A 23,830-nucleotide genomic window follows, 5' to 3' on the forward strand; every position below is an offset into this window, starting at 1 on the left:
TGGAAAACCGGTTTCCACTTTTCCTGGAATTGCTTTAGTGAGCCACGGCGGCAGCTGCCGCTTCGTCGATCAGGCGACCCGTCTTGAAACGGTCGAGCGTGAACGGCGCGTTGATCCAGTGCGGCTCGTCGCGGGCGATGGTGTGGGCAAAGACATGCGCCGAACCCGGCGTTGCCTTGAAGCCGCCCGTGCCCCAGCCACAATTGACATAGAGACCCGGAACCGGCGTCTTGCCGATGATCGGCGAGCGATCCGGGGTAACGTCGACGATGCCGCCCCATTTGCGCAGCATGCGCATCCGGGTGAAAATCGGGAAGATTTCGCAGATCGCAGCCAGCGTATGCTCGATCAGCGGCAGGCCGCCGCGCTGGCTGTAGGAGGTGTACTGGTCCGTACCGGAACCGATCACCAGCTCGCCCTTGTCGGACTGGCTGATATAGGCATGGACGGTGTTGGACATGACCACGCAGGGGAAGATCGGCTTGACCGGCTCGGACACCAGCGCCTGCAGCGGGAAGCTTTCAAGCGGCATGCGTACGCCAGCCGTATCCATGACGACCGAGGTGTTGCCAGCCGTCGAAACGGCAACCTTCTTGGCCTTGATGAAGCCGCGCGCGGTTTCTACGCCGGTCACACGGCCCGAAGCATCGCGGCGGATCGACAGAACCGGGCAATTCTGGATGATATCCACACCGCGCTGTGTCGCGCCGCGCGCATAGCCCCAGGCCACCGCATCATGACGGGCCACGCCGCCGCGCCGCTGCAAGGTTGCGCCGACCACCGGATAGCGCGCATTGGGCGAAATATCGAGCGGCGGGCAGTATTCCTTGGCTTCTTCTTTCGACAGCCATTCATTGTCGATGCCATTGAGGCGGTTGGCATGGATATGGCGCTTGAAGCTCTGCACGTCATGCACCGTATGCGCCAGCATCATGACGCCGCGCTGCGAGAACATGACATTGTAATTGAGGTCCTGGCTCAGACCTTCCCACAGCTTCACCGCATGTTCGTAGAGATGCGCGCTCTCGTCATAAAGATAGTTGGAGCGAATGATGGTGGTGTTGCGCCCCGTATTGCCGCCGCCGAGCCAGCCTTTTTCAATCACGGCGACATTGGTGATGCCGTGTTCCTTGGCCAGATAATAGGCCGCGCCCAGACCGTGCCCACCCGCGCCGACGATGATGACATCATATTCGGCCTTGGGTTCGGCATTGGGCCATTGCGGGTCCCAGTTCTTGTTTCCGGAAAGCGCGTTTTTGATAATAGAAGCTGCAGAAAAGCGGGACATGAACAACCACCAGTTTCGCGACCGCATGCACCCTGACGGCACATGCGAAGCCTTTGATGATATTTCTATTGTGTCCTGTGAAAACCCGACAGCAGGCTTGCGTCAAAAGACGCCATAAATACGACATGCGCACCATTTCGCGACATGACGAATCTGGATGACACCGGGCCAAATCTCCGCCCGATCTGGCCATCGCCAGCCCTCCTGACAGAGAGCTGTCAGGAGCCGTTTCCACCCAAGGTTTCCTTTTCGCGGTCGCGCTATAGTTTATCCCGAACACAATTCAGCAATATGGGACGAGAAAAATGTCATACCGAGGTCTTCTGAAGGGCGCAGCCGTCGCAGTCACCCTGATTACAGGCGCGACGGGACTCTCCAGTCCGGCGCAATCACAGGTTGTCGTTTCTTCCAAGATCGATACGGAAGGCGGCGTGCTGGGTAACATTATTCTTGCCGTCCTCAACGCCAACGGCATTCCGACGACCGACCGCATCCAGCTCGGCGCGACGCCGGTGGTGCGCAAGGCGATCGTGGCCGGTGAGATCGATATTTATCCGGAATATACCGGCAATGCGGCCTTTTTCTTCAACAAGGCGGATGATCCGCTCTGGAAAGACCCGGCCAAGGCCTTCGAAACCGCTAAGAAGCTCGATTACGACACCAACAAGATTGTCTGGCTGTCGCCTTCACCCGCCAACAATACCTGGGGCATTGCGCTGCGCAAGGATGTTGCGGACGAGAACAAGCTCGCGAGCCTCAGCGATTTCGGCAAATATGCGTCCGGCGGCGGCAAGGTCATTCTGGCCGCCTCGTCGGAATTCGTGAATTCGGCAGCCGCCCTGCCCGCTTTCCAGACCGCTTATGGCTTCACGCTGAAGCAGGACCAATTGATCACGCTGTCTGGCGGCGACACGGCTGCGACCATTGCCGCCGCCGCCAACCAGACCAATGGCGCGAACGCAGCAATGGTCTATGGCACCGATGGCGGCATCGCGCCATCCGGGCTTGTGGTGCTTGAAGACGACAAGCATGTGCAGCCTGTCTACCAGCCCGCCCCGATCATCCGCGAGGACGTGCTGAAAAAGAACCCGAAGATCGAAGAACTGTTGAAGCCGGTTTTCGCAAAGCTCGATCTGACCACGCTGCAGGAACTGAACGGTCGCGTGCAGCTTGGCGGTGAACCGGCCAAGGCGGTCGCCGAGGACTTCCTGAAGAAAAACGGCTTTCTGAAATAGGCGGATAAAGGCGACCCGTTGCCGAATAGAATCGCAGTCTCTCATTCCAATTCGGCGAATGCTGAAAAGGCCTCGCATGGCCTGTTCGGTCGTGTCGACAGGCTTGGTCTCGTCATAGCCGTTCTGGCCATCACCGGGCTGCTGCTGCCCTTTGCCAATTTCCGCGCCAACCGCATTGTGCAGGGCAAGCCGCGCTTTCTGCTCGACGCCTTGCCGGTCGGTGAAGCCGCTTTGCTGCTCGTCATTATCGTTGCGTGGCTGTTGGTCGCCCTGTTTGCAAAGGGCCGCATGTTGCGGCTTGGCGCGAGCCTCGTCGGCCTTGCCGCAGTCATGATCGCGATCGGGCTTGCGGCAACGCATCTGTCACCCGACGGCAATAATTATGCGCGCGTTTCACCGGCATCGGGCTTCTGGCTGCTGCTCTTCACCAGCGGCATTTCGGTTGCCGATGCTCTGGTGCGCCTGCAAGTGCGACCGCTCATGCGTGTGGCCATGCTTTTACTCGCGGCCCTTCTTCTTTATGCGCTGCTCGCTTCGGGATTTTGGGACAATCTCTCCTTCATGAAGGAATATCTCAGCCGCGCCGACAGTTTCTGGAACGAAGCCCGCCGCCATGTGGAACTGGCGCTCGGCTCGCTTGTCGCAGCAACAGTGATCGGGATTCCGCTCGGACTTGTCTGCCATCGCGTGCCAAGGCTGCGCGGTCTGGTGCTGAACAGCCTCAACATCGTGCAGACCATTCCGTCGATGGCGCTGTTCGGCCTCTTGATCGCGCCGCTCGGTTGGCTTGCGGCCAACGCACCATGGGCGGCGAGCCTCGGCATTCGCGGCATTGGGGCCGCTCCCGCTTTCGTGGCGCTGTTTCTCTATTCGCTGCTACCCATCGTCGCCAATACGGTGGCGGGGTTGGCAGAGGTGCCAGCGCCGGTCAGCGATGCCGCACGCGGCATGGGCATGACGCGGCTGCAACGGCTGTTCAAAACCGAATTTCCACTAGCCTTTCCGGTGATCCTCACCGGCATTCGCATCGTGATGGTGCAGAATATCGGCATGACCACCATAGCCGCCCTGATCGGCGGTGGTGGTTTTGGCACATTCGTCTTTCAGGGCATCGGACAGACGGCGATGGACCTCGTGCTGCTTGGCGCGCTGCCAACGGTTCTGCTCGCCTTCGGTGCTGCCGTTCTGCTCGATGCCGCCATTGAAATCGCCGGGAGAGGAACCGCGCCATGATCGAGTTCGACCGGATTACCAAACGCTATAATGGCCGGGCTGCGGTGGATGCGGTCAGCTTTTCCGTTGAGCCGCACAGTATTGCGGCCATTGTCGGCACATCCGGTTCGGGCAAGACGACCTTGCTGCGCATGGTCAACCGCCTTGTCGAGCCGACCGAAGGCCAAATCCGCATCGACGGCCATAGCAATATGGACGAGCCGGGGCACGCCTTGCGGCGGCGGATCGGTTACGTGATCCAGCAGCACGGGCTTTTCCCGCATCGCACAGTCGCAGAGAACATCGCCACCGTGCCGGTTCTGCTGGGCTGGCCGAAACAGCGCATCAACGCCCGTGTCGATGAGTTGCTCGATCTGTTTCAGCTTGAACCGGCGGATTATCGCGACCGTTATCCGCAGGAACTGTCGGGCGGCCAGCAGCAGCGCGTCGGTGTCGCGCGGGCACTGGCGGCGGAACCGAACATATTACTGATGGATGAACCTTTCGGCGCGCTCGATCCGGTGATCCGCGCCAAGGCGCAGGAAGACCTGAAAGCCATCCAGCGCCGTTTCGGCACCACGATCCTGCTCGTTACCCACGATATGGAGGAAGCGATTTCGCTTGGCGACCATATTGCGGTGATGGATGACGGGAAGCTTTTGCAATATGGCCCGCCTGCGGAAATTCTGGCGCGGCCCGCGACGGAGTTTGTCGAAAGGCTGGTCGGCACCGGCGAACGTCCGTTCCGCCTGCTCTCGCTGACCGACCTCAAGACGGTGCTGCAACCGGGCGAGGCCAGCGGTGAAGCCATGCCCGTCTCCGCCTCGCAACGTGATGCGCTGGCCGAGCTTTTATGGTCAGGGCGCAAAGCGCTACCGGTTCTGGACGCGGACGGCAGGCCGCTTGGCCGCGTGACACTGGAAAGATTGTTGCGGAAAGCGGAACGCCCGGCATGAGGCTCTTCGTTTCCTTCATCCCCCGGCTCGCGCTTCTGGCGGTGCTCGTCCTGTTTCTGATGCAGCCGCATCTGTTCGAACCCATCTTCCGCCCGCTGGTCAGCGATGGCGCACCCGTCATCTACGACCGCGCCAATCTGATGACGCTGACCTTACAGCATCTGGGACTGGTGGCGCTGGCCACCCTGATATCCACGCTGGTGGCGGTCGCCATGGCGATCTTCGTGACCAGACGGCACGGCGCGGAGTTTCTGCCGCTTTCGCGCAGTCTGGTGAATATCGGCCAGACCTTTCCGCCTGTTGCGGTTCTGGCGCTTGCCGTGCCGGTCTTTGGTTTCGGCGACAAGCCGACGCTGATCGCGCTGTTTCTCTATGGGTTGTTGCCGATCTTTGAAAACACGCTCACCGGCCTCACCACCCTGCCTGCGCCAATCGTGGAGGCGGCACGCGGCATGGGCATGACGGGAATGCAGCGTCTCCTCAAAGTGGAAATGCCGCTTGCCATGCCGGTCATCCTTGCGGGAATAAGACTGTCGGCGGTGATCGGCCTTGCCACCGCCACCATCGGCTCGACGGTCGCGGCCAGCACGCTTGGCGAAGTGATCATTGCCGGTCTCATCTCCAACAATCTTGCTTTCGTACTGCAGGGCGGCCTCGTCGTCGCAGCGCTGGCCATTTTGATCTTCGATGGATTTCAGGCTCTTGAACGTTATATCATGAAACAGGCCGGAACCGACGCCTGAACCGCTCCAGCCCCTTTGAATAGCCATATTGCATTCCTATATCGTCAGAAATGACGATTGGATGAGGAACGGAATGAATATCGGGCAGGCAGCCACAGCATCGGGCATATCGGCGAAGATGATCCGCCATTATGAAACCATCGGGCTCATCGAGGCTGCCGAACGCACGGATTCCGGCTATCGCGTCTACACGCAAAAGGATGTCGAGACGCTGCGCTTCATCCGCCGCAGCCGCGATCTCGGCTTTCAGGTCGAGCAGATCAAGGAACTGCTGGCGCTCTGGCGCGACCGCAACCGCGCATCCGCCGATGTCAAGAAGGTCGCCCTCGTTCATGTCGAGGAACTGGAAGCCAAGATGCTCCAGCTACAGGAAATGGCCGACACGCTACGTCATCTGGCGAAGAACTGTCATGGCGATAACCGTCCCGACTGCCCGATCATCCACCAGCTTGCGGAAAACGTCGCCGAGCCGCGCAAGCGCCCCGCCGCGCGCAAGGGCGAATTGCTGCACAGCAAGGTCTGACCGATCCACATCCTCAGATGAAAAACGCCGGGATTTCTCCCGGCGATTTTGTTTTGAACCCCGTTGGGAGTTAGCTCTTCGGCAGCGTATAGGCGATGACATAGTCGCCCGGCTTGGTGCCGATCGAGCCGTGCCCGCCAGCAACCATCAGCACGAATTGCTGATCGCCAACCGTATAGGACATCGGCGTCGCCTGTCCGCCTGCGGGCAGACGCGCTTCCCAAAGCACCTTGCCGGTGGTCAGGTCATAGGCGCGCAGATAATCGTCGACAGCCGCGCCAAGGAAGGCAACGCCGCCCGCCGTGATCATCGGCCCGCCAATGCCCGGCACGCCGACTTTGAACGGCAGCGGAACCGGCGCCATATCGCGAATGGTGCCGTTGCGATGCTTGTAGACGGTCTTGCCGGTGCGCAGATCGACGCCCGCGACATAGCCCCACGGCGGGGTTTGGCACGGAATGCCGAGCGGGCCGAGGAACGGTCCCATGAAGACACCGTAAGGCGCGCCGTCATTGCGGTTCAGGCCCTGTTCGCTGCCCTTTTCATCCTGCCCCTTTGGCGGAATTTCCGAACGCGGAACAAGGCGTGACGTGAAGGCCAGATAGGTCGGCATACCGAACATCACCTGCCGCACCGGATCGACCGCCACGCTGCCCCAGTTGAAGACACCGAAATTGCCTGGATAGACAATGGTGCCCTTCAGCGACGGCGGCGTGTAGCGGCCTTCATAGGCCAGTTGGTGGAATTTGATGCGGCAGGCGAGCTGATCGAACATCGTCACACCCCACATATCGCTTTCGCGCAATGCTGGCGGGCTGAAAGTCAGATCGGAGATCGGCTGCGTCGGCGAGGAATGATCTTCCGGTATGGTGCCGGTCGGTGCCGGGATTTCCTTGATCGGGATGATCGGTTCGCCGGTGCGGCGGTCGAGCACATAGAGGTCGCCCTGCTTGGTCGGACCGACCAGTGCTGGCGTGCCGTTGATGTCGAGCAGCACGGGCTGCGCCGGAACGTCCATGTCCCACAGATCATGGTGGACCGTCTGGCGCACCCACTTCACCTGACCCGTGTTCACATCGAGCGCGACGATGGAGGAGGAATATTTCTCCACATGTTCGCTGCGATCCATGCCAAGCTGGTCGGGCACCTGATTGCCGAGTGGAACGAAGATCAGGCCGAGCTTTTCGTCCACGCTGGAGACCGACCAGCTGTTGGGCGAATTGGTCGTGTAGAACTGGCCTTCCGGCAGCGGCGTCGTGACATCCGGATTGCCCGAATCCCAATTCCAGATAAGCTGGCCGGTGCGGATATCGAAAGCGCGGATGACGCCCGACTGTTCTTCCGTCGAGTAATTGTCGTTGACGGCGCCGCCGACAATGATCTTGTCGCCGACCACAGCCGGAGGCGAGGTCGAGTAGTAATAACCGGCCGGATTGAACTTCATGCCATGGCTGAGATCGAGCGTGCCGCCATTGGCGAAATCGGTGCAGATTTCACCGGTCGCCGCGTCGAGCGCAATGAGGCGGGCATCCGAGGTCGGCAGATAGACCCGCTCGGCGCATTTCGCGCCAGCCGTCGCATTGGCGTCCTTCCAGTAGCTCACGCCACGGCAGGTCTGGTGCTGGCGGTCGGTATTGAAGCCAACTTTCGGGTCGAACTTCCACTTTTCCTTGCCGGTCGCGGCGTCGAGCGCAATGGCCCAGTTGTGCGGCGTGCAGAGATAAAGCGAATCGCCGATCTTGAGCGGCGTCACCTGATAGGTGGTTTCGCCGACATCCTGCGGCTGCTTCACATCGCCGGTCTGATACTGCCAGGCCACCTGCAGTTTGGAGACATTGTCCGGCGTGATCTGCGCCAGCGGCGAATAACGCTGGCCATAGGGCGTGCGCCCATATTGGTGCCATTCACCGTCGGGCACATTGCCGCCAAGGTCGGGCGTTGCCGCAACCTTGTCTGTCGGCAGGCTGCCCGCAATATTGTAAGGATCCTGCGTCATGGAATAGCCGGCGATTGCAAGCGCTATGACGCTCGCGACCGTCAGCGGCAGACCGCCGCCACCCTTGCCGCCATTCAGCGGCTTTCTGATCCACGGGGTCAAAAGCCAGAGACCAAGCAGCACGATGATGCCGCCACGCGCGCCAAGTTGCCACCAGTCGAAGCCGACTTCATAGACAGCCCAGCCAAGCGAACCCAGTACGATCAACGCATAGAGCCACAGGGCCGAAGCGCTTCTTTTGAAGAGAAGAGCGCCTGTCAGCAAAAAGCCGACAGCGGCAATGATATAGTACCAGCTGCCCCCCAGGGTAACGAGCTGGATACCGCCCCAGCCGAGCGCCAGCCCGACCAGCACAAGAACGATGGACGTCAAGGAAATAAGCAAAATATTACCCCCTTCAAGTGTAACTGCAGACCGCCGTGCCTGAGCCGAGACGCACGGAACACATCGAATGCGAGAAGTCCTGATGGGTGGGAGCGCCGTTGCGTTTCACGCAGCGACGCTCTCTGCCTATATTAAACATTAGGCAGAAATAAAATAAATCCAGAGGAAACGAAAAAAGGCGGCTCGTGAGAGCCGCCTTTGCTTGGGAGTTGGTTTGAATTGCTGTGTTGGTCAGTCGAGCACTACAGTGGCAAACTCGTCAGGCCGTGGCGAAAAGAGTGATTTTCGAGCACCGGAGCGCAGGAAATTGCTCTTTGCAGCCCGGCATCACGAGGAATGCTACTGTGGTGCCAGAGGGCTTTGAAACCGGCGCAGCCTTAGCGCATTGCTGAGCACGAAGATGCTCGACAGCGCCATCGCACCCGCCGCCAGAACCGGCGACAGCAAAGTGCCGGTGAAGGGGTAGAGAATACCGGCCGCGACGGGAATGAGCGCTACATTATAGGCGAAGGCCCAGAAGAGGTTTTCGCTGATATTGCGGATCGTCGCCTTCGATATGGCGATGGCGTTTGCAACACCGCGCAGGTCGCCCGACATCAGCACCACATCTGCACTTTCAATCGCGATATCCGTTCCGGTGCCGATGGCGATGCCAACATCTGCCGCCGCCAGCGCCGGGGCGTCGTTGATGCCGTCGCCGACGAAAGCGATGCGCTTGCCGCCAGCCGAAAGCCGCTTCAGCGCTTCAACCTTGCCGTCCGGCAGCACTTCCGCCACCACTTCATCAATGCCGAGCCGCTTGGCGATGGCCTGCGCGGTGCGGCGGTTGTCGCCGGTGATCATCGCTACGGTAAGCCCTTGCTCGTGCAGGGCTGCGATGGCGGCAGGCGTCGTCTCCTTCATCGGATCGGCAACGGTCAGGATGGCGGCAAGCTTGCCGTCAATGGCGGCATAAAGCGGAGATTGGCCCTCATCGCCCAGACGCTTCGCATCTTCGGCAAACACCGCCACATCATGGCCGAGCTTGGCCATATAGCGGTCGGCGCCGATGGCGACTTCATGCCCTGAAACACTCGCCTTGAGACCAAAGCCCGGTACCGCCTCGAAAGCTGTCACGTCGGCAAGCTTCAGGCCCTGTTCCTTTGCAGCCGTCACGATGGCATCGGCAATCGGATGTTCGGAGCGGGCTTCGACCGATGCCACCAGAGCCAGAAGTTCCTGCCTGTCGAAACCGTCTACCGTTGCAAAATGCGCCAGTGCAGGCTTGCCCTGGGTCAGCGTGCCGGTCTTGTCGACAGCGATGATCGACGCATCACGCAGGGTTTGCAGCGCATCGCCACGGCGAAACAGAACGCCGAACTCCGCCGCACGGCCAGTACCGACCATGATCGAGGTCGGGGTGGCGAGGCCCATGGCGCATGGGCAGGCGATGATGAGAACGGCAATGGCATTGACGAGCGCGTAGCCCAGCATCGCCGTACCGCCAATGGCGAGCCAGAGCACGAAGGTCAGCGCGGCAGCGGCCATGACGGCGGGCACGAACCAGCCTGTCACCTTGTCGACCTTGGCCTGAATGGGCAGCTTGTCAGCCTGCGCATCCTCGACCATGCGGATGATCTGCGAGATCACCATGTCGTGACCCACCTTGGTGGCGCGGAAGGTGAAAGCACCCGTCTTGTTGATGGTGCCGCCGACCACTTCTGCGCCGTTATCCTTGGCGACAGGCACGGGCTCGCCCGTGATCATCGATTCATCGACATAGGACGCCCCCTCGATCACTTCACCGTCGACCGGCACTTTTTCGCCGGGGCGCACCTGCACGATATCGCCTGCGCGCACGTCTTCCAGCGGCACATCGACCGTCTCGCCATCCCGCACCACGCGCGCCGACTTGGCCTGCAAGCCGACCAGACGGCTGATCGCCGCACTGGTGCGTCCCTTGGCGCGTGCTTCAAGATAACGCCCGATCAGGATCAGTGTAACGATGACCGCCGCCGCCTCGAAATAAACATTGACCGTGCCCGCGGGCAAAACGCCCGGCAGGAAGGTTGCGACAAGCGAGAAGCCCCAGGCAGCGAGCGTGCCGACGACGACCAGCGAGTTCATATCCGGTGTTGCGCGCAGCAGCGCCGGAATGCCCTTCTTGAAAAAGCGTAGGCCCGGTCCGAACAGGACGAGCGTGGTCAGCACGAATTGCAGATACCAGCTGTTCTGCATGCCGATCCGGTCCATCACGAACATATGGACAGCGGGAATAAGATGCGACCCCATTTCCAGCACGAAGACAGGAAGGGTCAAAACTGCCGCCAGCAGAACGCTCTTCTTCAGTTCCGCAGCTTCGGCGTCGCGCTTTTCGCTTTGGGTTTCGGCTGGTGCTTCATGCTTTTTATCGTTCAGGGAACGCGCTTCGTAACCGGCCTTCTCGACGGCCTTGATAAGTTCGGATGTCTCGACCCCACCTGCCAGTTCCACATGGGCGCGTTCGGTCGCCAGATTAACGCTGGCGCGTGTCACGCCCGGCACCGCATTCAGCGCCTTTTCGACCTTGCTGACGCATGAGGCGCAACTCATGCCTTCAATGGCGAGATCGACGCTGCCCGATGGAACGTCGTAGCCCGCCTTGCGAATGGCATCGATGACAGCAGGCAGATCCGGCGCGCCCTTGAAAGTCACATCGGCGCGCTCGGTGGCGAGATTGACCGAAACCTTGTCGACGCCTGCGACCTTCGACACCGCCTTTTCAACCGAGGAAACACAGGAAGCGCAACTCATACCTTCCACGGGAACGGGAAAACTGATGGATTCGTGATCGACGGGCTTGTTCATGGCAATCCTCTTCGAGACCTTTAGCAGTCCCTTTTCACGCCTCCGGAGAGGCTAGATTTCTGAATTGCCATATAAGTAGTCCTTCCCACCGTTGGAAGGTCAAGCGCTTTTTTGAAAATGGAAATGCGGCGCTGTGAGGGCCGGGTTTCCGGCTCAGACCGGCAGCCGGTTATGCGCGGCGGGCATCGCAAGACCGGTGCCGTTATTGCTCTGGATGAAGGCCTGCACATCGCCGGCCGGCATCGGGCGTCCGGTCAGATAACCCTGTACTTCGCCGAAACGTTCGGTTCTCAGGCGTTCCAACTGCTGCGCCGTTTCCACGCCTTCGGCAGTCGTGACAATGTTGAAACCAGCGCCCAGCGTCGCTACCGCCTGTATGATGGCAAGATCGCGCGTATCCGCTTCGATGCCGGAGACGAAGCTGCGGTCGATCTTGATCTTGTCGAACGGAAAGGAGCGCAGATAGCTGAGCGACGAATAGCCGGTCCCGAAATCGTCCATGGCAATGCGGGCGCCAAGGCGGCGCAACTCGAATAGCAGTTCAATATTGTGCTTGCTGTTGGAAAGAAACACCGATTCGGTGATTTCCAGTTCCAGCCGGTTCGGCGACAGGCGGGCGGCATCCAGCGCATCGGTGACAGAGCGCAGAAGCGAGGTCTGGCTGAACTGGACCGGCGACAGATTGACCGAGACCTTGATATCTTCCGGCCAGGAAACCGCCTCACGGCAGGCGGCCAGCAGCACCCAATCGCCGATCGGGCCGATCAATCCGGTTTCTTCTGCGAGTGGAATGAATTCCGCAGGCGATACCATGCCGCGCTCGGGATGACGCCAGCGGATCAGCGCTTCGAAACCCGAGATCAACCCGCTTTCGAGATTGAAGATCGGCTGGTAATGCAGTTCGAACTGTTCAGACAGCAAGGCCTGACGCAGCTCGCTCGTCATGATGTGGCGCTTTTCGGCGGCCAGACGCAGCGAGTGCTGGTAAAAATGGAAGGTGCGCCTGCCGCTCGATTTCGACGCATTGAGCGCCAGATCCGCGTTGCGCATCAGCACATCGGAATTGTCGCCATGCAGCGGCGCTTGGGCGATCCCCATGCTGCAGGTGACGAACTCCGCGGTGTCGCAGAGTTTGAACGGTTCCTGAAACGCGGAAAGCACCCGATCCGCAAACATCGCTATCTGGCCGACGGTTCCGCTGCGATAGATGACGGCGAACTCGTCGCCGCCAAGCCGCGCGATGAACTGGTCGGCGGTGGTGATCTGGCGCAACCGCTCTGCAATCTGCTGCAAGAGCTGGTCACCCGCCTGATGACCGATATTGTCGTTGATGCTCTTGAAGTGATCGATATCAATATAAAAAAGTGCGAACGGCTCCGCATCGCCGCGCTTTTTCAACAATTCCTCCACATGATGGGAGAAAGAGGCGCGGTTGGGCAAGCGGGTGAGGCTATCATGCATGGCGATATGGGCCATGCGCTCCTCGATTTCGCGTCGTTCGGTAATATCTTCGATCAAGCCGATCAGATAACGCGGCGTGCCGCCCTCGACCGCCGGGATCGAACTTTTGATGACCCGCAAAACACGCTGCGTTCCATCATCATGCCGGGATTTATATTCGACGCTGAGCGCTTCGCCTTTACTCATCACCTGGCGATCCTGTTGCGCATATTGGCGGCGCTCCAGTTCGGTCATCAGTTCCGCATCGGTGAAACCGACCACCGCATCGACCGCCTTGCCGCTCGCCCGCGATGCCGCCTGATTGTAGAGTACATAACGCCCCTCGTCCTGCATGTCCTTGATGAACACGCCGAGCGGCAGATTGCTGACGAGGCTGTCGAGCAGCGACTGGGCATGGATTGCCTGTCGGTTGGCCTCGGCAAGCTCTGTTCGGTCCTGCACGATGGCGAGGATGGCTTCCTTGCCGTCGAACTGCACTTGTCGCCCGTAAGTCAGGACTTCAATGATTTCGCCGTTGGCGCGCCGGTGCTGCCAGCGCTCAGGCCGCTCCAGGTCGCTGCGATCCCGGACAGCGCTCAACATGCGCTCGCGCTCGGCCTGCGGGCGGATATCGAGAACTGTCATGCCCGGCAGCTCGTCGGGCGTATAGCCGTAGAGCGCATAGGCTGCGTCATTCATGATGATGAAGCCAAGCGTCTGCGGATCATAGACCCACATGGGTGTGGGATGGGTGGTGAACAGAATACGGAAATCCTGCTGGGACGTGCTCGCCATGGAGCCTCCCGCCTCTGCCGGACCGGCCTTCCGTTTCGCCATTATATACCCCTTGCCCCAAGCCGACACATGCCGTCAGTCTGAATTAGCCAACAAAACCTCACAGTGGAACATCATATTCCGCATGAGTTCATGACCAGACAGGCATGAACAAACAGGCGAGGACCGCCACCTGGACGCACTTCCCCGCAGGGACAATACGACCAATGGTTTTAACAAACCATATATGAAGGGGCTGCTCATATAAGTTTTTTCCCATGATCGCGTTTCCGGAACGCCAGACCTCGTCCGAGATGGCTTGACCACTCAAAACTTCCGGCCTATGCCTATGGATGCAAAATTCGTTGGGGTGCCTCGATAGAGGCTGAGAGGCGCGTTCTCGCGTTAACCCATTGAACCTGATCCGGGTAATACCTGCGTAGGGAACGGAGTTTGACGCGTCGCGGACGGGGTTCATCCCACTCGGAGCTTATGCTCCATACAGGTTCATGACGTCTCATCTTTCCGTTCGGAATGAGAGACGACACGATGAACCAGAAACATAGTTTCTCCCGAACTATATCAACAAGTGACCAGGCGCGTTCCGTGCCTATATGCGTCACCATTGCCGGTTCCGACAGTGGCGGGGGTGCCGGCATTCAGGCCGACCTCAAGACATTTTCCGCGCTCGGCGTTTATGGCGCGAGCGTCATTGCGGCTGTGACCGTGCAGAACACCTGCACGGTGAGCGCGGTGCACGATATCCCGCCCGCCATCGTCGCGGGCCAGATCGACGCCGTTTTCAGCGATCTCGATGTGGCGGCGGTGAAGATCGGCATGGTTTCCGTGCCTGAAACCATCGAAGCCATCGCGCGCGGGCTTGCGCATTTTTCCGGTCCTATCGTTCTCGATCCGGTGATGGTGGCCAAGTCCGGCGACCGGCTTTTGAGCGAAAACGCCATTGCTCTGCTGCGCGAGAGGTTGGTGCCGCTCGCCACCCTGCTTACGCCCAACCGGCCGGAAGCGGCCTGCCTGCTGGGCTGCGATCTGGCGTTCGACGATGCGGACGCGGAGGAACAGGGCCGCTCCCTGCTCGAACTTGGCGCGAAGGCTGTTTTGATGAAAGGCGGCCATGCGGAAGGCGAAATCTGCACCGACCTGCTGGTGCGCCGCGACCAGCCAACGCTGCGTATCGAAGCGCCGCGCATCCTGACCGGCAACACCCATGGCACAGGCTGCACGCTCTCCTCAGCCATCGCCGCGGAGCTTTCCAAGAACCTGCCGCTCGAAAAGGCCGTGCTGAATGCGCACACCTATCTGCAAGGGGCCATCCGTGCCGCCGATACTTTGAAGATCGGTCACGGCCACGGGCCGGTGCACCATTTCCATGACCTCTGGAAAACCCGAACGGAGGAGATCGCGTGATGCGCGTCACCATCATCGGAGCGGGTGTCGCCGGTCTTGCCACCGCCGCCGAGTTCACCGATCAGGGCCATGCCGTCACGGTGATTGCCCGCAGCCCGCAGATCGGTTCCGACTGCTGTTCCTGGTTTGCAGGCGGCATGCTGGCGCCATGGTGCGAGGGCGAAAGCGCCGAAGAACCGGTGGTGCGGCTGGGGAAGCAAGCCATCGGCTGGTGGGAAAAGCACGTCTCCGGCGTCAAGCGAGAAGGCACGCTGGTTCTGTCGCACAACCGCGACGCCAGCGAGTTGCGCCGTTTCGCGCGCCGCACGGAAGCCTTCGACACAATCGACTACGACCGCATCGACGCGCTGGAACCCGATCTGGCCGGACGTTTCCGGCAGGGTCTTTTCTTCGCGGGCGAGGGCCATCTCGATCCGCGCAAGACCCTTATTGAGCTGGCCGAAAACCTGCAAAGAAAGAGCGTCGTCTTTCATCTCAATACGGAAGCCAATGCAGCGAAGATCGACGCGGATATCGTGGTGGATGCGCGTGGTCTTAGCGCCCGTGATGCGCTGCCCGATCTGCGCGGCGTCAAAGGTGAAATGCTGGTTGTCCGCTCGCGCGACATCAACCTTTCCCGGCCGGTGCGCCTGCTGCATCCGCGCATTCCGCTCTATATCGTGCCGCGTGGCGACGGTGTGCACATGATCGGCGCGACGATGATCGAAAGCGGCGAGCGGTCGGGCATCAGCGTGCGCTCGACACTGGAACTTCTGAGCGCGGCCTATGCCCTGCATCCGGCATTCGGCGAGGCGGAAATTCTCGAAACCGGCGTCGATGCGCGCCCTGCTTTTCCCGACAATCTGCCCCGCGTAAGACGGCGCGGCAAAACCATCTATGTCAACGGGCTTTACCGCCATGGCTTCCTGCTCTCGCCGGCGATAGCGCGCATGGCGGTTGCGGCCGCGACCTCGCCCGAAACCAAGCCCGAATTTGTGGAGGACTATGCATGACAATCGTGCTGAACGGTGAAGTCATCACCACGGCAGCAACCAATCTGGCGGCGCTGCTCGCCGAGATCGAACTGGACGAGGCGGTTGTCGCGACCGCGCTCAACGGCGAATTCGTGGCCAGCGACGAGCGCGCAGCCGCGATCTTGTCGGCTGGCGACCGCATCGAAGTTCTGGCCCCGATGCAGGGAGGCTGAGATGCTGGAAGTCTATGGCAAGAAGTTCGAAAGCCGCTTGCTGCTCGGCACGGCGCAATATCCCTCGCCAGCTATTCTTGCCGATGCGGTGCGCGCCTCGCAGGCGGGGATCGTCACCGTGTCGCTGCGTCGCGAAAGCGGCGAGGCCCGCGCCGGACAGGATTTCTGGGCGCTGATCCGCGAACTGGGCGTCGCCGTTCTGCCCAATACGGCAGGCTGCCACACGCCGCGAGAAGCGGTGACCACCGCCAAAATGGCGCGTGAAATCTTCGGCACCAACTGGATCAAGCTGGAAGTGATCGGCGACCACGACACGTTGCAGCCCGACCCGTTCGGTCTGGTCGAAGCAGCGCGCATACTCTGCGAAGACGGTTTCGAGGTCTTTCCCTATATGAATGACGATCTGGTCGTCGCGGAAAAGCTCGTTGAGGCTGGTTGCAAGGTGCTGATGCCCTGGGGCGCGCCCATCGGCTCGGGCCGTGGCCTCAACAATCCTTATGCGCTGAAAACCATGCGGGCGCACTTCCCCGACATTCCGCTGGTGGTCGATGCCGGTATCGGCGTGCCGTCCCATGCGGCGGCTGCGATGGAACTGGGCTATGACGCCGTGCTCATCAACACCGCTGTCGCCAAGGCTGGCGATCCCGTCGCCATGGCGCGTGGTTTCGCGCTTGCCGTCGAAGCCGGGCGTCTCGCTTTCGAAGCGGACGCCATCGAAGCGCGCGATATGGCGGCACCTTCCACCCCTCTTCTCGGAAAGGCGTTTTTGTAATGGCCCTCGATCCGTTCTACCCGATCTTCGACAGCGCAAAATGGCTGGAGCGCATGGTGCCGCTGGGCGTCAGGCTGGTGCAGCTGCGCGTCAAGGATAAGGCCGAGCCGGAGCTGCGCAGTGAAATTCGCGCCGCTCGGGAAATCTGCCTTGCCCATGACTGCCAGCTGATCGTCAACGACTATTGGAAGCTGGCGCTGGTGGAAGGTTGCGACTTCATCCATCTCGGACAGGAAGACCTCCATGACGCCGATCTGGATGCCATTCGCGCCGGTGGCTTGAAACTGGGTGTTTCGAGCCATGACGAGGCGGAACTGGACCGCGCCCTGTCGGTAAAGCCTGACTATATCGCGCTCGGCCCCATCTACCCGACCATTTTGAAAAAGATGAAATGGCACGAACAGGGCCTGCCCCGCCTTGGCCAATGGAAGGCGCGGATTGGCGACATTCCACTGGTCGGGATCGGCGGTATGAGCGTCGAACGCGCACCGGGCGTTTTTGAAGCGGGTGCCGATATCGTTTCCGTCGTCACCGACATCACCCTCAATGCCGACCCCGAAAGCCGCCTGCGCCAATGGATCGAAACCACCCGCGCCTATGCAGGCCATGCTCTGGAGAAGACCCCCATGGAAAGGCAACGCAAATGAGAAAGACCACCTTCGCCGCCCTGTTCGGCCTCGCTTTCACCGCTGCCACTTCGGCTTACGCCGATGACAAGCTGAAGCTCATTCTCGACTGGTATGTAAACCCGGATCACGGTCCCATCATCGTCGCCGACAAGCTCGGCTACTTCAAGGATGCCGGGCTGGACGTGGATATCGTCGCGCCTGCCGATGCCTCGACGCCCACCAAGATGGTGGCGGCAGGACAGGCCGATCTCGCCATCTCCTATCAGCAGCAGGTGCATCTTCAGGTGCATGAAGGCCTGCCGCTTATCCGCGTCGGGACACTGATCGACTCGCCGCTCAACTGCCTGATGACCCGCGACGACGGATCGGTGAATTCCATCGCCGATCTCAAGGGCAAGAAGATCGGCTATTCGGTCGCTGGCACCGAGGAAACTTTGCTCGGCACCATACTGGGCCAGCACGGTGTCAAACTGTCGGATGTCGAACTGATCAATGTGAATTTTTCGCTGGCGCCTTCGCTGATGTCCAAGCAGGTCGATGCCGTGATGGGCGCTTACCGCAATGTCGAGCTGAACCAGATGGCCGTCGAAGGCGTGCCCGGCAAATGCTTCTTCGTCGAGGAAGAAGGCGTGCCGGTTTATGACGAGCTGGTCTATGTCGCCGCTTCCGACAAACTGGACGCGGCGGAAAAGGACAAGATTTCACGCTTCCTGTCGGCCACGGAGAAGGCCGCGCAATATATCGTCAACCACCCGGACAAGGGTTACGAGCTGTTTTCATCTTACAGCACCGAACTGAAGGACGAGCTGAACCAGCGCGCCTGGAAAGACACGGTGGCGCGCTTTTCCCGCGCGCCTGCAAGCCTCGATACTGGCCGCTGGCAGCGTTATGAGGCCTATCTCAAGGAGCACAATCTGGTGCCTTCCATCCTGCCGGTCGAGAAATTCGCCATCGACGTCAACGCGGAAGGGAGCAAGTCATGAGCCAGCCGCAGCCGCATTATTCCTCCGAACTGTTCACGCGCCTGCGCGCCGCGACACTTGCCGACTGGAAGCCCTATATCGAGCATGAATTCGTGCGCGGATTGGGCGATGGCACACTGCCGAAAGCTGCCTTCCTGCACTATCTCCGTCAGGATTATGTCTATCTGCACCACTATGCGCGCGCCTTTGCGCTTGGCGTCGTCAAGGCCAATACACTGCAGGAAACCCGGCTCTGCGCCGATATCATGCATGGTCTCGCCCATATGGAACTGCCGCTGCATGTCAGCATCTGCGCCCGCGAGGGGATCAGCGAAGACGAGCTTTACGCGACGAAGGAAGAGCCGGAAAACCTCGCCTACACGCGCTATGTGCTCGATTGCGGACAGGCGGGCGACTTCCTTGATCTGCTGACCGCGCTTGTGCCCTGCGCGCATGGCTATGGCGAGATCGGCCTCAATCTCGCCGTGACCGCCCTGCCCGGCACGCCCTATCAGGAGTGGATCGATACCTATGCAGGGGCCGAATATCAGGACATGTGCCACACGGTCGGCAAGCTGTTTGATCAGGCTGCCAAAGACCGCATCGGCGACGACTTCGAGAAAAGTCCGCGTTGGCCAAGGCTGTGCCAGATCTTTTCCACTGCAAGCAGGCTCGAAGCCGAGTTCTGGTCGATGGGGTTGAAAGCAGTTTCAGGAAAAGTGGCTTAGTTGGACGCTACGATTTCAAATCGTTCCCGCACAAGGCGCATCGCCGACGGCTTGCTGTCGGCGGCGGTGGCGCTGGCCATCTGGCAGGCGGTGGTGAGCATCGGCCAGATGCCGCGTTTCATTCTGCCCGGCCCGCTGGATGTGGTGCAGGCGCTGATCGCCAATGCCGGGCTGATCACTGAAAACGCCGCCGCCACCATCGGCGAAGTTCTGGGCGGTCTCGTCCTTGGCAGTGCGGTCGGCATCGCAACCGCGATTTGCCTGATGATGTCGCCGCTGGCGCAGCGGCTTGTCATGCCTGCCATGGTGTTCAGTCAGGCGATCCCGATCTTCGCGCTCGCCCCCATCCTGACTTTGTGGCTCGGCTACGGACCGGCATCGAAGATCGCGGTCACGGTGCTGATGATTTTCTTTCCGGTGGTTTCCACCTTCTTCGACGGGATGCGGCGCACCGATAGCAGCCTGATCGACGCAGCGGAAATTCTGGGGGCCGGACGCATGGCGATCCTGTTTCGCATCCGTATTCCGTTTGCCTTTCCCTCACTGGCGTCGGGCCTGAGCCTTGCCGCCGTCTACGCGCCCATCGGCGCAGTGGTGGGCGAATGGGTGGGCGCATCGAAGGGCCTCGGCTATCTGATGCTGCTCGCCAATGGACGCGCCAAGGTGGATCTGATGTTCGCCTGCCTGTTCGTGCTGGCGGCTTTCACCATGCTTCTGCATGGCACGGTGTCGCATTTCGCCCGCAAGCTCGCCGCCTGGCCGAAAAAAGCCGCATAAAAAAACCGGCGGAGAAACCGCCGGTTTTCACATTCCCTCAGATCAGCCTCAAGCCAATGTATAGGCTGTCTTGACCGTCGTGTAGAACTCCGCAGCATAGCGGCCCTGCTCGCGCGGACCGTAGCTCGACCCCTTGCGCCCGCCGAACGGCACGTGGAAATCGACGCCGGCGGTCGGCAGATTGACCATCACCATGCCCGCTTCCGAATTGCGCTTGAAATGGGTCGCATATTTCAGGCTCGTCGTGCAGATGCCCGACGACAGGCCGAAATTGGTATCGTTGGCGGTGGCAAGCGCTTCCTCGTAATCCTTGACCCGGATGACCGAAGCGACGGGCCCAAAAATTTCCTCACGGCTGATGCGCATCTGGTTGGTTGCCTCGGTGAAGAGGGCTGGCTGGAGATAGAAGCCCGGCGTTTCGCGGTTGAGGCGTTCGCCGCCAAAGGCAAGCTTCGCGCCTTCCTTGCGGCCAAGCTCGATATAATCCATGTCCTGCTGAAGCTGGCTTTCATCCACGACCGGACCAATATGCGTGCCCTGCTTCAAAGCGTTGTCGACCACGACGCCCTTCAGCCTTTCGATGGCGGCGGCGACGAACTTGTCGTGGATGCCTTCCGTCACGATGATGCGCGAGGATGCGGTGCAGCGCTGGCCGGTCGAGAAGAAGGCCGAATTGACCACGGATTCGACCGCGACATTGAGATCGGCATCGTCCAGAACGACAACCGGGTTCTTGCCGCCCATTTCCAGCTGGAAGCGACGGTTGTGTTCGATGGAGGCTGCGGCAACGCGCTTGCCCGTGCCGGTCGAGCCGGTGAAGGTCACGGCATTGACGTCGGCGCTGTCCAGAATGGTCTGGCCGACCACCGAACCCTTGCCCATGACGAGGTTGAGAACGCCCTTCGGCAGTCCGGCGCGATGCAGGATATCGACAATCGCCCAGGAGCAGCCCGGCACGAGGTCAGCTGGCTTGAAGACGATGGTGTTGCCGTAGCAAAGTGCCGGCGCAATCTTCCATGCCGGAATGGCGATTGGAAAATTCCACGGCGTGATGATGCCGACGACGCCAACAGCCTCACGGGTGATTTCAACGCCGATGCCCGGACGCGCCGAAGGCAGCGTTTCACCGGCGAGGCGAAGGCACTCGCCCGCGAAGAAATCGAAAATCTGGCTGGCGCGGATGGTTTCACCAATGCCTTCGGCCAGTGTCTTACCCTCTTCGCGCGACAGCAGACGGCCAAGCTCGTCCTTGCGCGCCAGAATTTCGTCGGAAGCCTTACGCAAAATGGCGTGGCGCTCCAGAATGCCGGAACGCGACCAGCCGGGGAAAGCAGCCTTCGCAGCTGCAATCGCAGCCTTGGTGTCTTCGGCCGTTGCGCGGGCATAGGTGCCCACCACATCATTGGTGTCGGATGGATTGATGTTGGCAGTGCCGTCACCGCCAACCCACTCGCCAGCAATCAGATTCTGATGAATTGTCATATGAACTCTCTCCCGGTATCAGCCGTCCGGCTCTGATATATCTCACTTTCATTCGCTTATCGAACCAGCGAATGCAAGGTTGCAACGGGCTTTTAGCAGAAAATGTGAAAAGTATTACTTTTAAAATTCAGAAATTCGCACTCTTGCAAAATTGCCACACCCGTTGCCTTGCAGACCAGAAATTGCATTTTTGGCCTTGGCAAAGGATTTTGCTCATTTATTGTGCAATCATCTGAAACACTGGCAAGAGGTATGAGATGCGTGTCCATTACCCATTCCCAATGGTGCCCAGTGTTTTCGCGGGCGCTTCCAACCGCTAGGTCCGCGGCCCACCTGGCAGGCTGACCTGTCCGCTCCTTCGGAGCATCTTTCCAAACCATCGCTGTTCGCGGTTCCTCCGGGAGCCGTCTGTTTTGTTTTCTCAATCAAGGGCCAGTTTCTGCGCGCGAGCACAGGCTGGTAATATGGATATGACTCGGTTTCGTCTCGATTTCCGGGGGCCTGCGTTCCGCAATGTCCTCGGCTACACTTTCAGCCATTGGCGAAGTCAGCCCCTGCGGCTGGCGCTGATGATAATCGGCATGCTGCTTGCAACAGCCGCAGATGTTTTGACGCCGCTCTATTCGGGGCGGCTGGTCGATGCGCTTTCGCTCGGCAATAATGGTGCATGGGATGCCGCCATTCAGGCGCTCGTCGTGCTGCTTGCGCTGGGCGCGCTGGCGCTGATCACGCGTCAGCTCACCTTCTATGTCATCACCGACTTCACCTTGAAGATCATGGGCGACATGGCGGCCAGTTCGTTCCACAAGTTGCAGCGGTTTTCGACCGACTGGCACGCCAATGCCTTTGCCGGATCGACGGTCCGCAAGGTTTCGCGCGCCATGTGGGCGCTCGATCTGCTCAATGACACGCTGATCATCGCCCTTTTGCCATCCCTGCTGATGCTGCTTGGCTCGGTTGCGCTTTTGTCGTGGTACTGGCCCCTGATGGGCTTGCTGGTTGCCATCGGCTCGGTCCTGTTCATCGTCTGCACGATTGTGATTTCGCTCGGCTTTGTTGCGCCTGCTGCAACATTGGCGAATAGCTGGGACACGCGCATGGGCGGCGCTCTGGCCGATGCCATCTCCTGCAATGCCGTCGTAAAGGCTTTCGGCGCGGAAGGCCGCGAAGACATTCGTCTTTCCAAGGTCGTTACCAAGTGGCGCAGTCGCACGCGCCGCACCTGGCTGATCGGCACGCTGAACGGCTTCATTCAGGGCGCGAACCTTCTGGTCATGCGCGGTGTTGTCATTGCCTTTGCGCTCTATCTCTGGAGCAAGGGACAGGCGACCGCTGGCGACATCACCTTCGTGCTGACGGCTTTCTTCATGCTGCAGGGCTATCTGCGCGATGTCGGCATGCACATCCGCAACCTGCAACGATCAGTCAACGACATGGAGGAACTGGTCGAGATCGAAGCCCAGCCCTACGGCATTGCCGACAAGCCCGGCGCTCCGGCCATCAAGATCGGTGCTGGCGAGATCACCTTCGATCACGTCACCTTCCATTACGGCAACCATGAAGACGCGCTTTACCGCGACTTCTCGGTCAAGATCGATGCGGGCGAGCGGGTTGGTCTTGTCGGCCATTCCGGCTCCGGCAAGACCACCTTCGTGAAACTGATCCAGCGGCTTTACGACGTCACTGACGGCGCCATCCGCATTGACGGCCAGAACATCGCCGAGGTGACGCAGGCGTCGCTGCGGTCGCAGATCGCCATCGTGCAGCAGGAACCGATCCTGTTTCACCGCACGCTGGCCGAGAACATCGCCTATGCCCGCCCCGGCGCGACACAAGCCGAGATTGAGGAAGCGGCACGCCTTGCCAGCGCGCATGATTTCATCACCCGGCTGCCGAAGGGCTATGCGACACTGGTCGGCGAACGCGGCGTGAAACTGTCGGGCGGCGAACGCCAGCGTGTGGCCATCGCACGCGCGTTTCTGGCCAATGCGCCGGTTCTGATCCTGGATGAGGCAACGTCCAGCCTCGACTCGGAATCGGAAGTGCTGATACAGCAGGCGATGGAACGGCTGATGGTCGGGCGCACCACGCTCGTCATCGCTCACCGGCTTTCAACGGTGCGCGCGCTCGACAGGCTGCTGGTCTTCGACAAGGGCCGCATCATCGAGGAAGGCGACCATGATGCGCTGATCCGCAAGCCGGACGGCATCTATCGCCGTCTGTTCGAACGGCAGGCGCTGGAGCTGACCAAGGGGCTCGAGGACGTCCTCTAAGGCTCGAATATTCAGGCTCTAGCGGCCTGCAAATGACGCTTTTCTGCGCTTCCGGTGCTCATGTACCTTTAAGTACATTGCGCTCCGGTTCTCGAAAACCATCATTTTCGGCACGCTATAACCAGAATACTTTCACTGCATAAAGAGTAGGGCCGGAATCACTTTCGGCCCTATTTTTATTGAGCTTTTTCTATTCATTGTGCGTTCAGTTCACGTCCG

19 protein-coding genes and 1 riboswitch are annotated in these 23,830 nt (G+C 60.2%); of the genes, 14 read left to right on the forward strand and 5 right to left on the reverse strand.

The features are described 5' to 3' along the window. Nucleotides 1-34: 34 nt before the first annotated feature. Nucleotides 35-1,288, reverse strand: a complete 1,254-nt coding sequence (locus JAU75_RS05955) for a sarcosine oxidase subunit beta family protein (RefSeq protein ID WP_109368235.1) — start codon at nucleotides 1,286-1,288, stop codon at nucleotides 35-37. Nucleotides 1,289-1,593: 305 nt separating this feature from the next. Between JAU75_RS05955 and JAU75_RS05960 the strand changes: the two genes are divergently transcribed. From JAU75_RS05960 to cueR, 5 genes are all read left to right on the forward strand, one after another. Then, nucleotides 1,594-2,523 (forward strand): ABC transporter substrate-binding protein, encoded by a 930-nt coding sequence (locus JAU75_RS05960; protein ID WP_199055460.1) that lies wholly within the window; start codon nucleotides 1,594-1,596, stop codon nucleotides 2,521-2,523. Between the two features lie 30 nt (nucleotides 2,524-2,553). After that, a complete protein-coding gene (locus JAU75_RS05965) occupies nucleotides 2,554-3,756 on the forward strand; it encodes an ABC transporter permease (RefSeq protein ID WP_371836126.1) in 1,203 nt (400 codons plus the stop codon). Next, nucleotides 3,753-4,691 carry an ABC transporter ATP-binding protein gene (locus tag JAU75_RS05970; RefSeq protein ID WP_199055464.1) on the forward strand — a complete coding sequence of 313 codons (939 nt, stop codon included), beginning with the start codon at nucleotides 3,753-3,755 and terminating at the stop codon, nucleotides 4,689-4,691. Before JAU75_RS05965 ends, JAU75_RS05970 begins: the two co-directional genes overlap by 4 nt. Continuing rightward, entirely contained in the window at nucleotides 4,688-5,434 is a 747-nt protein-coding gene (locus JAU75_RS05975) for an ABC transporter permease (protein WP_199055466.1), read from the forward strand. Before JAU75_RS05970 ends, JAU75_RS05975 begins: the two co-directional genes overlap by 4 nt. 73 nt (nucleotides 5,435-5,507) lie before the next feature. Next, the gene (gene cueR, locus JAU75_RS05980) at nucleotides 5,508-5,957 is read left to right on the forward strand and encodes a Cu(I)-responsive transcriptional regulator (RefSeq protein ID WP_199055468.1); all 450 of its coding nucleotides are present in this window, start codon (nucleotides 5,508-5,510) and stop codon (nucleotides 5,955-5,957) included. Between the two features lie 70 nt (nucleotides 5,958-6,027). Here the strand turns inward: cueR and JAU75_RS05985 are convergent, their stop codons facing one another. The 3 genes from JAU75_RS05985 to JAU75_RS05995 form a co-directional block, all read right to left on the reverse strand. Further along, the gene (locus JAU75_RS05985; RefSeq protein WP_199055470.1) at nucleotides 6,028-8,337 is read right to left on the reverse strand and encodes a glucose/quinate/shikimate family membrane-bound PQQ-dependent dehydrogenase; all 2,310 of its coding nucleotides are present in this window, start codon (nucleotides 8,335-8,337) and stop codon (nucleotides 6,028-6,030) included. Nucleotides 8,338-8,676: 339 nt separating this feature from the next. Further along, entirely contained in the window at nucleotides 8,677-11,163 is a 2,487-nt protein-coding gene (locus JAU75_RS05990) for a heavy metal translocating P-type ATPase (RefSeq protein WP_199055472.1), read from the reverse strand. A 153-nt stretch (nucleotides 11,164-11,316) separates the two neighbouring features. Further along, a complete protein-coding gene (locus JAU75_RS05995) occupies nucleotides 11,317-13,440 on the reverse strand; it encodes a bifunctional diguanylate cyclase/phosphodiesterase (protein WP_199055474.1) in 2,124 nt (707 codons plus the stop codon). A gap of 293 nt (nucleotides 13,441-13,733) precedes the next feature. Then, nucleotides 13,734-13,840: riboswitch (TPP riboswitch) on the forward strand. Nucleotides 13,841-13,926: 86 nt separating this feature from the next. Here JAU75_RS05995 and thiD point away from each other — a divergent pair. From thiD to JAU75_RS06035, 8 genes are read left to right on the forward strand one after another with little or no spacing between them, the layout of a single operon-like run. Then, nucleotides 13,927-14,802 carry a bifunctional hydroxymethylpyrimidine kinase/phosphomethylpyrimidine kinase gene (gene thiD / locus JAU75_RS06000; protein ID WP_199055476.1) on the forward strand — a complete coding sequence of 292 codons (876 nt, stop codon included), beginning with the start codon at nucleotides 13,927-13,929 and terminating at the stop codon, nucleotides 14,800-14,802. After that, nucleotides 14,802-15,794 carry a glycine oxidase ThiO gene (gene thiO / locus JAU75_RS06005; protein WP_199055478.1) on the forward strand — a complete coding sequence of 331 codons (993 nt, stop codon included), beginning with the start codon at nucleotides 14,802-14,804 and terminating at the stop codon, nucleotides 15,792-15,794. The genes thiD and thiO overlap by 1 nt, the downstream gene beginning before the upstream one ends. Further along, nucleotides 15,791-15,988: a sulfur carrier protein ThiS gene (gene thiS / locus JAU75_RS06010; RefSeq protein ID WP_104754685.1), complete on the forward strand. Its 198-nt coding sequence runs from the start codon at nucleotides 15,791-15,793 to the stop codon at nucleotides 15,986-15,988. Before thiO ends, thiS begins: the two co-directional genes overlap by 4 nt. A gap of 1 nt (nucleotide 15,989) precedes the next feature. Then, nucleotides 15,990-16,760, forward strand: coding sequence for a thiazole synthase (locus JAU75_RS06015; protein ID WP_199055480.1), 771 nt, complete (start codon nucleotides 15,990-15,992; stop codon nucleotides 16,758-16,760). Beyond that, nucleotides 16,760-17,407 (forward strand): thiamine phosphate synthase, encoded by a 648-nt coding sequence (locus JAU75_RS06020; protein ID WP_199055482.1) that lies wholly within the window; start codon nucleotides 16,760-16,762, stop codon nucleotides 17,405-17,407. Before JAU75_RS06015 ends, JAU75_RS06020 begins: the two co-directional genes overlap by 1 nt. Further along, a complete protein-coding gene (locus JAU75_RS06025) occupies nucleotides 17,404-18,372 on the forward strand; it encodes an ABC transporter substrate-binding protein (protein WP_199055484.1) in 969 nt (322 codons plus the stop codon). The genes JAU75_RS06020 and JAU75_RS06025 overlap by 4 nt, the downstream gene beginning before the upstream one ends. Then, on the forward strand, nucleotides 18,369-19,079 hold the full coding sequence (gene tenA, locus JAU75_RS06030; RefSeq protein WP_199055486.1) for a thiaminase II: 711 nt from the start codon (nucleotides 18,369-18,371) through the stop codon (nucleotides 19,077-19,079). Before JAU75_RS06025 ends, tenA begins: the two co-directional genes overlap by 4 nt. Beyond that, nucleotides 19,080-19,856, forward strand: coding sequence for an ABC transporter permease (locus JAU75_RS06035; RefSeq protein WP_199055488.1), 777 nt, complete (start codon nucleotides 19,080-19,082; stop codon nucleotides 19,854-19,856). A 48-nt stretch (nucleotides 19,857-19,904) separates the two neighbouring features. On the opposite strand, the gene JAU75_RS06040 is transcribed toward JAU75_RS06035, so the two are convergent. Beyond that, on the reverse strand, nucleotides 19,905-21,338 hold the full coding sequence (locus JAU75_RS06040; RefSeq protein WP_199055490.1) for an aldehyde dehydrogenase family protein: 1,434 nt from the start codon (nucleotides 21,336-21,338) through the stop codon (nucleotides 19,905-19,907). Between the two features lie 470 nt (nucleotides 21,339-21,808). Here JAU75_RS06040 and JAU75_RS06045 point away from each other — a divergent pair, with 470 nt between their 5' ends. After that, nucleotides 21,809-23,611: an ABC transporter ATP-binding protein gene (locus JAU75_RS06045; RefSeq protein ID WP_199056014.1), complete on the forward strand. Its 1,803-nt coding sequence runs from the start codon at nucleotides 21,809-21,811 to the stop codon at nucleotides 23,609-23,611. Nucleotides 23,612-23,830 lie beyond the last annotated feature (219 nt).

Source organism: Ochrobactrum sp. Q0168, from assembly GCF_016427605.1.
Lineage (GTDB): Bacteria > Pseudomonadota > Alphaproteobacteria > Rhizobiales > Rhizobiaceae > Brucella.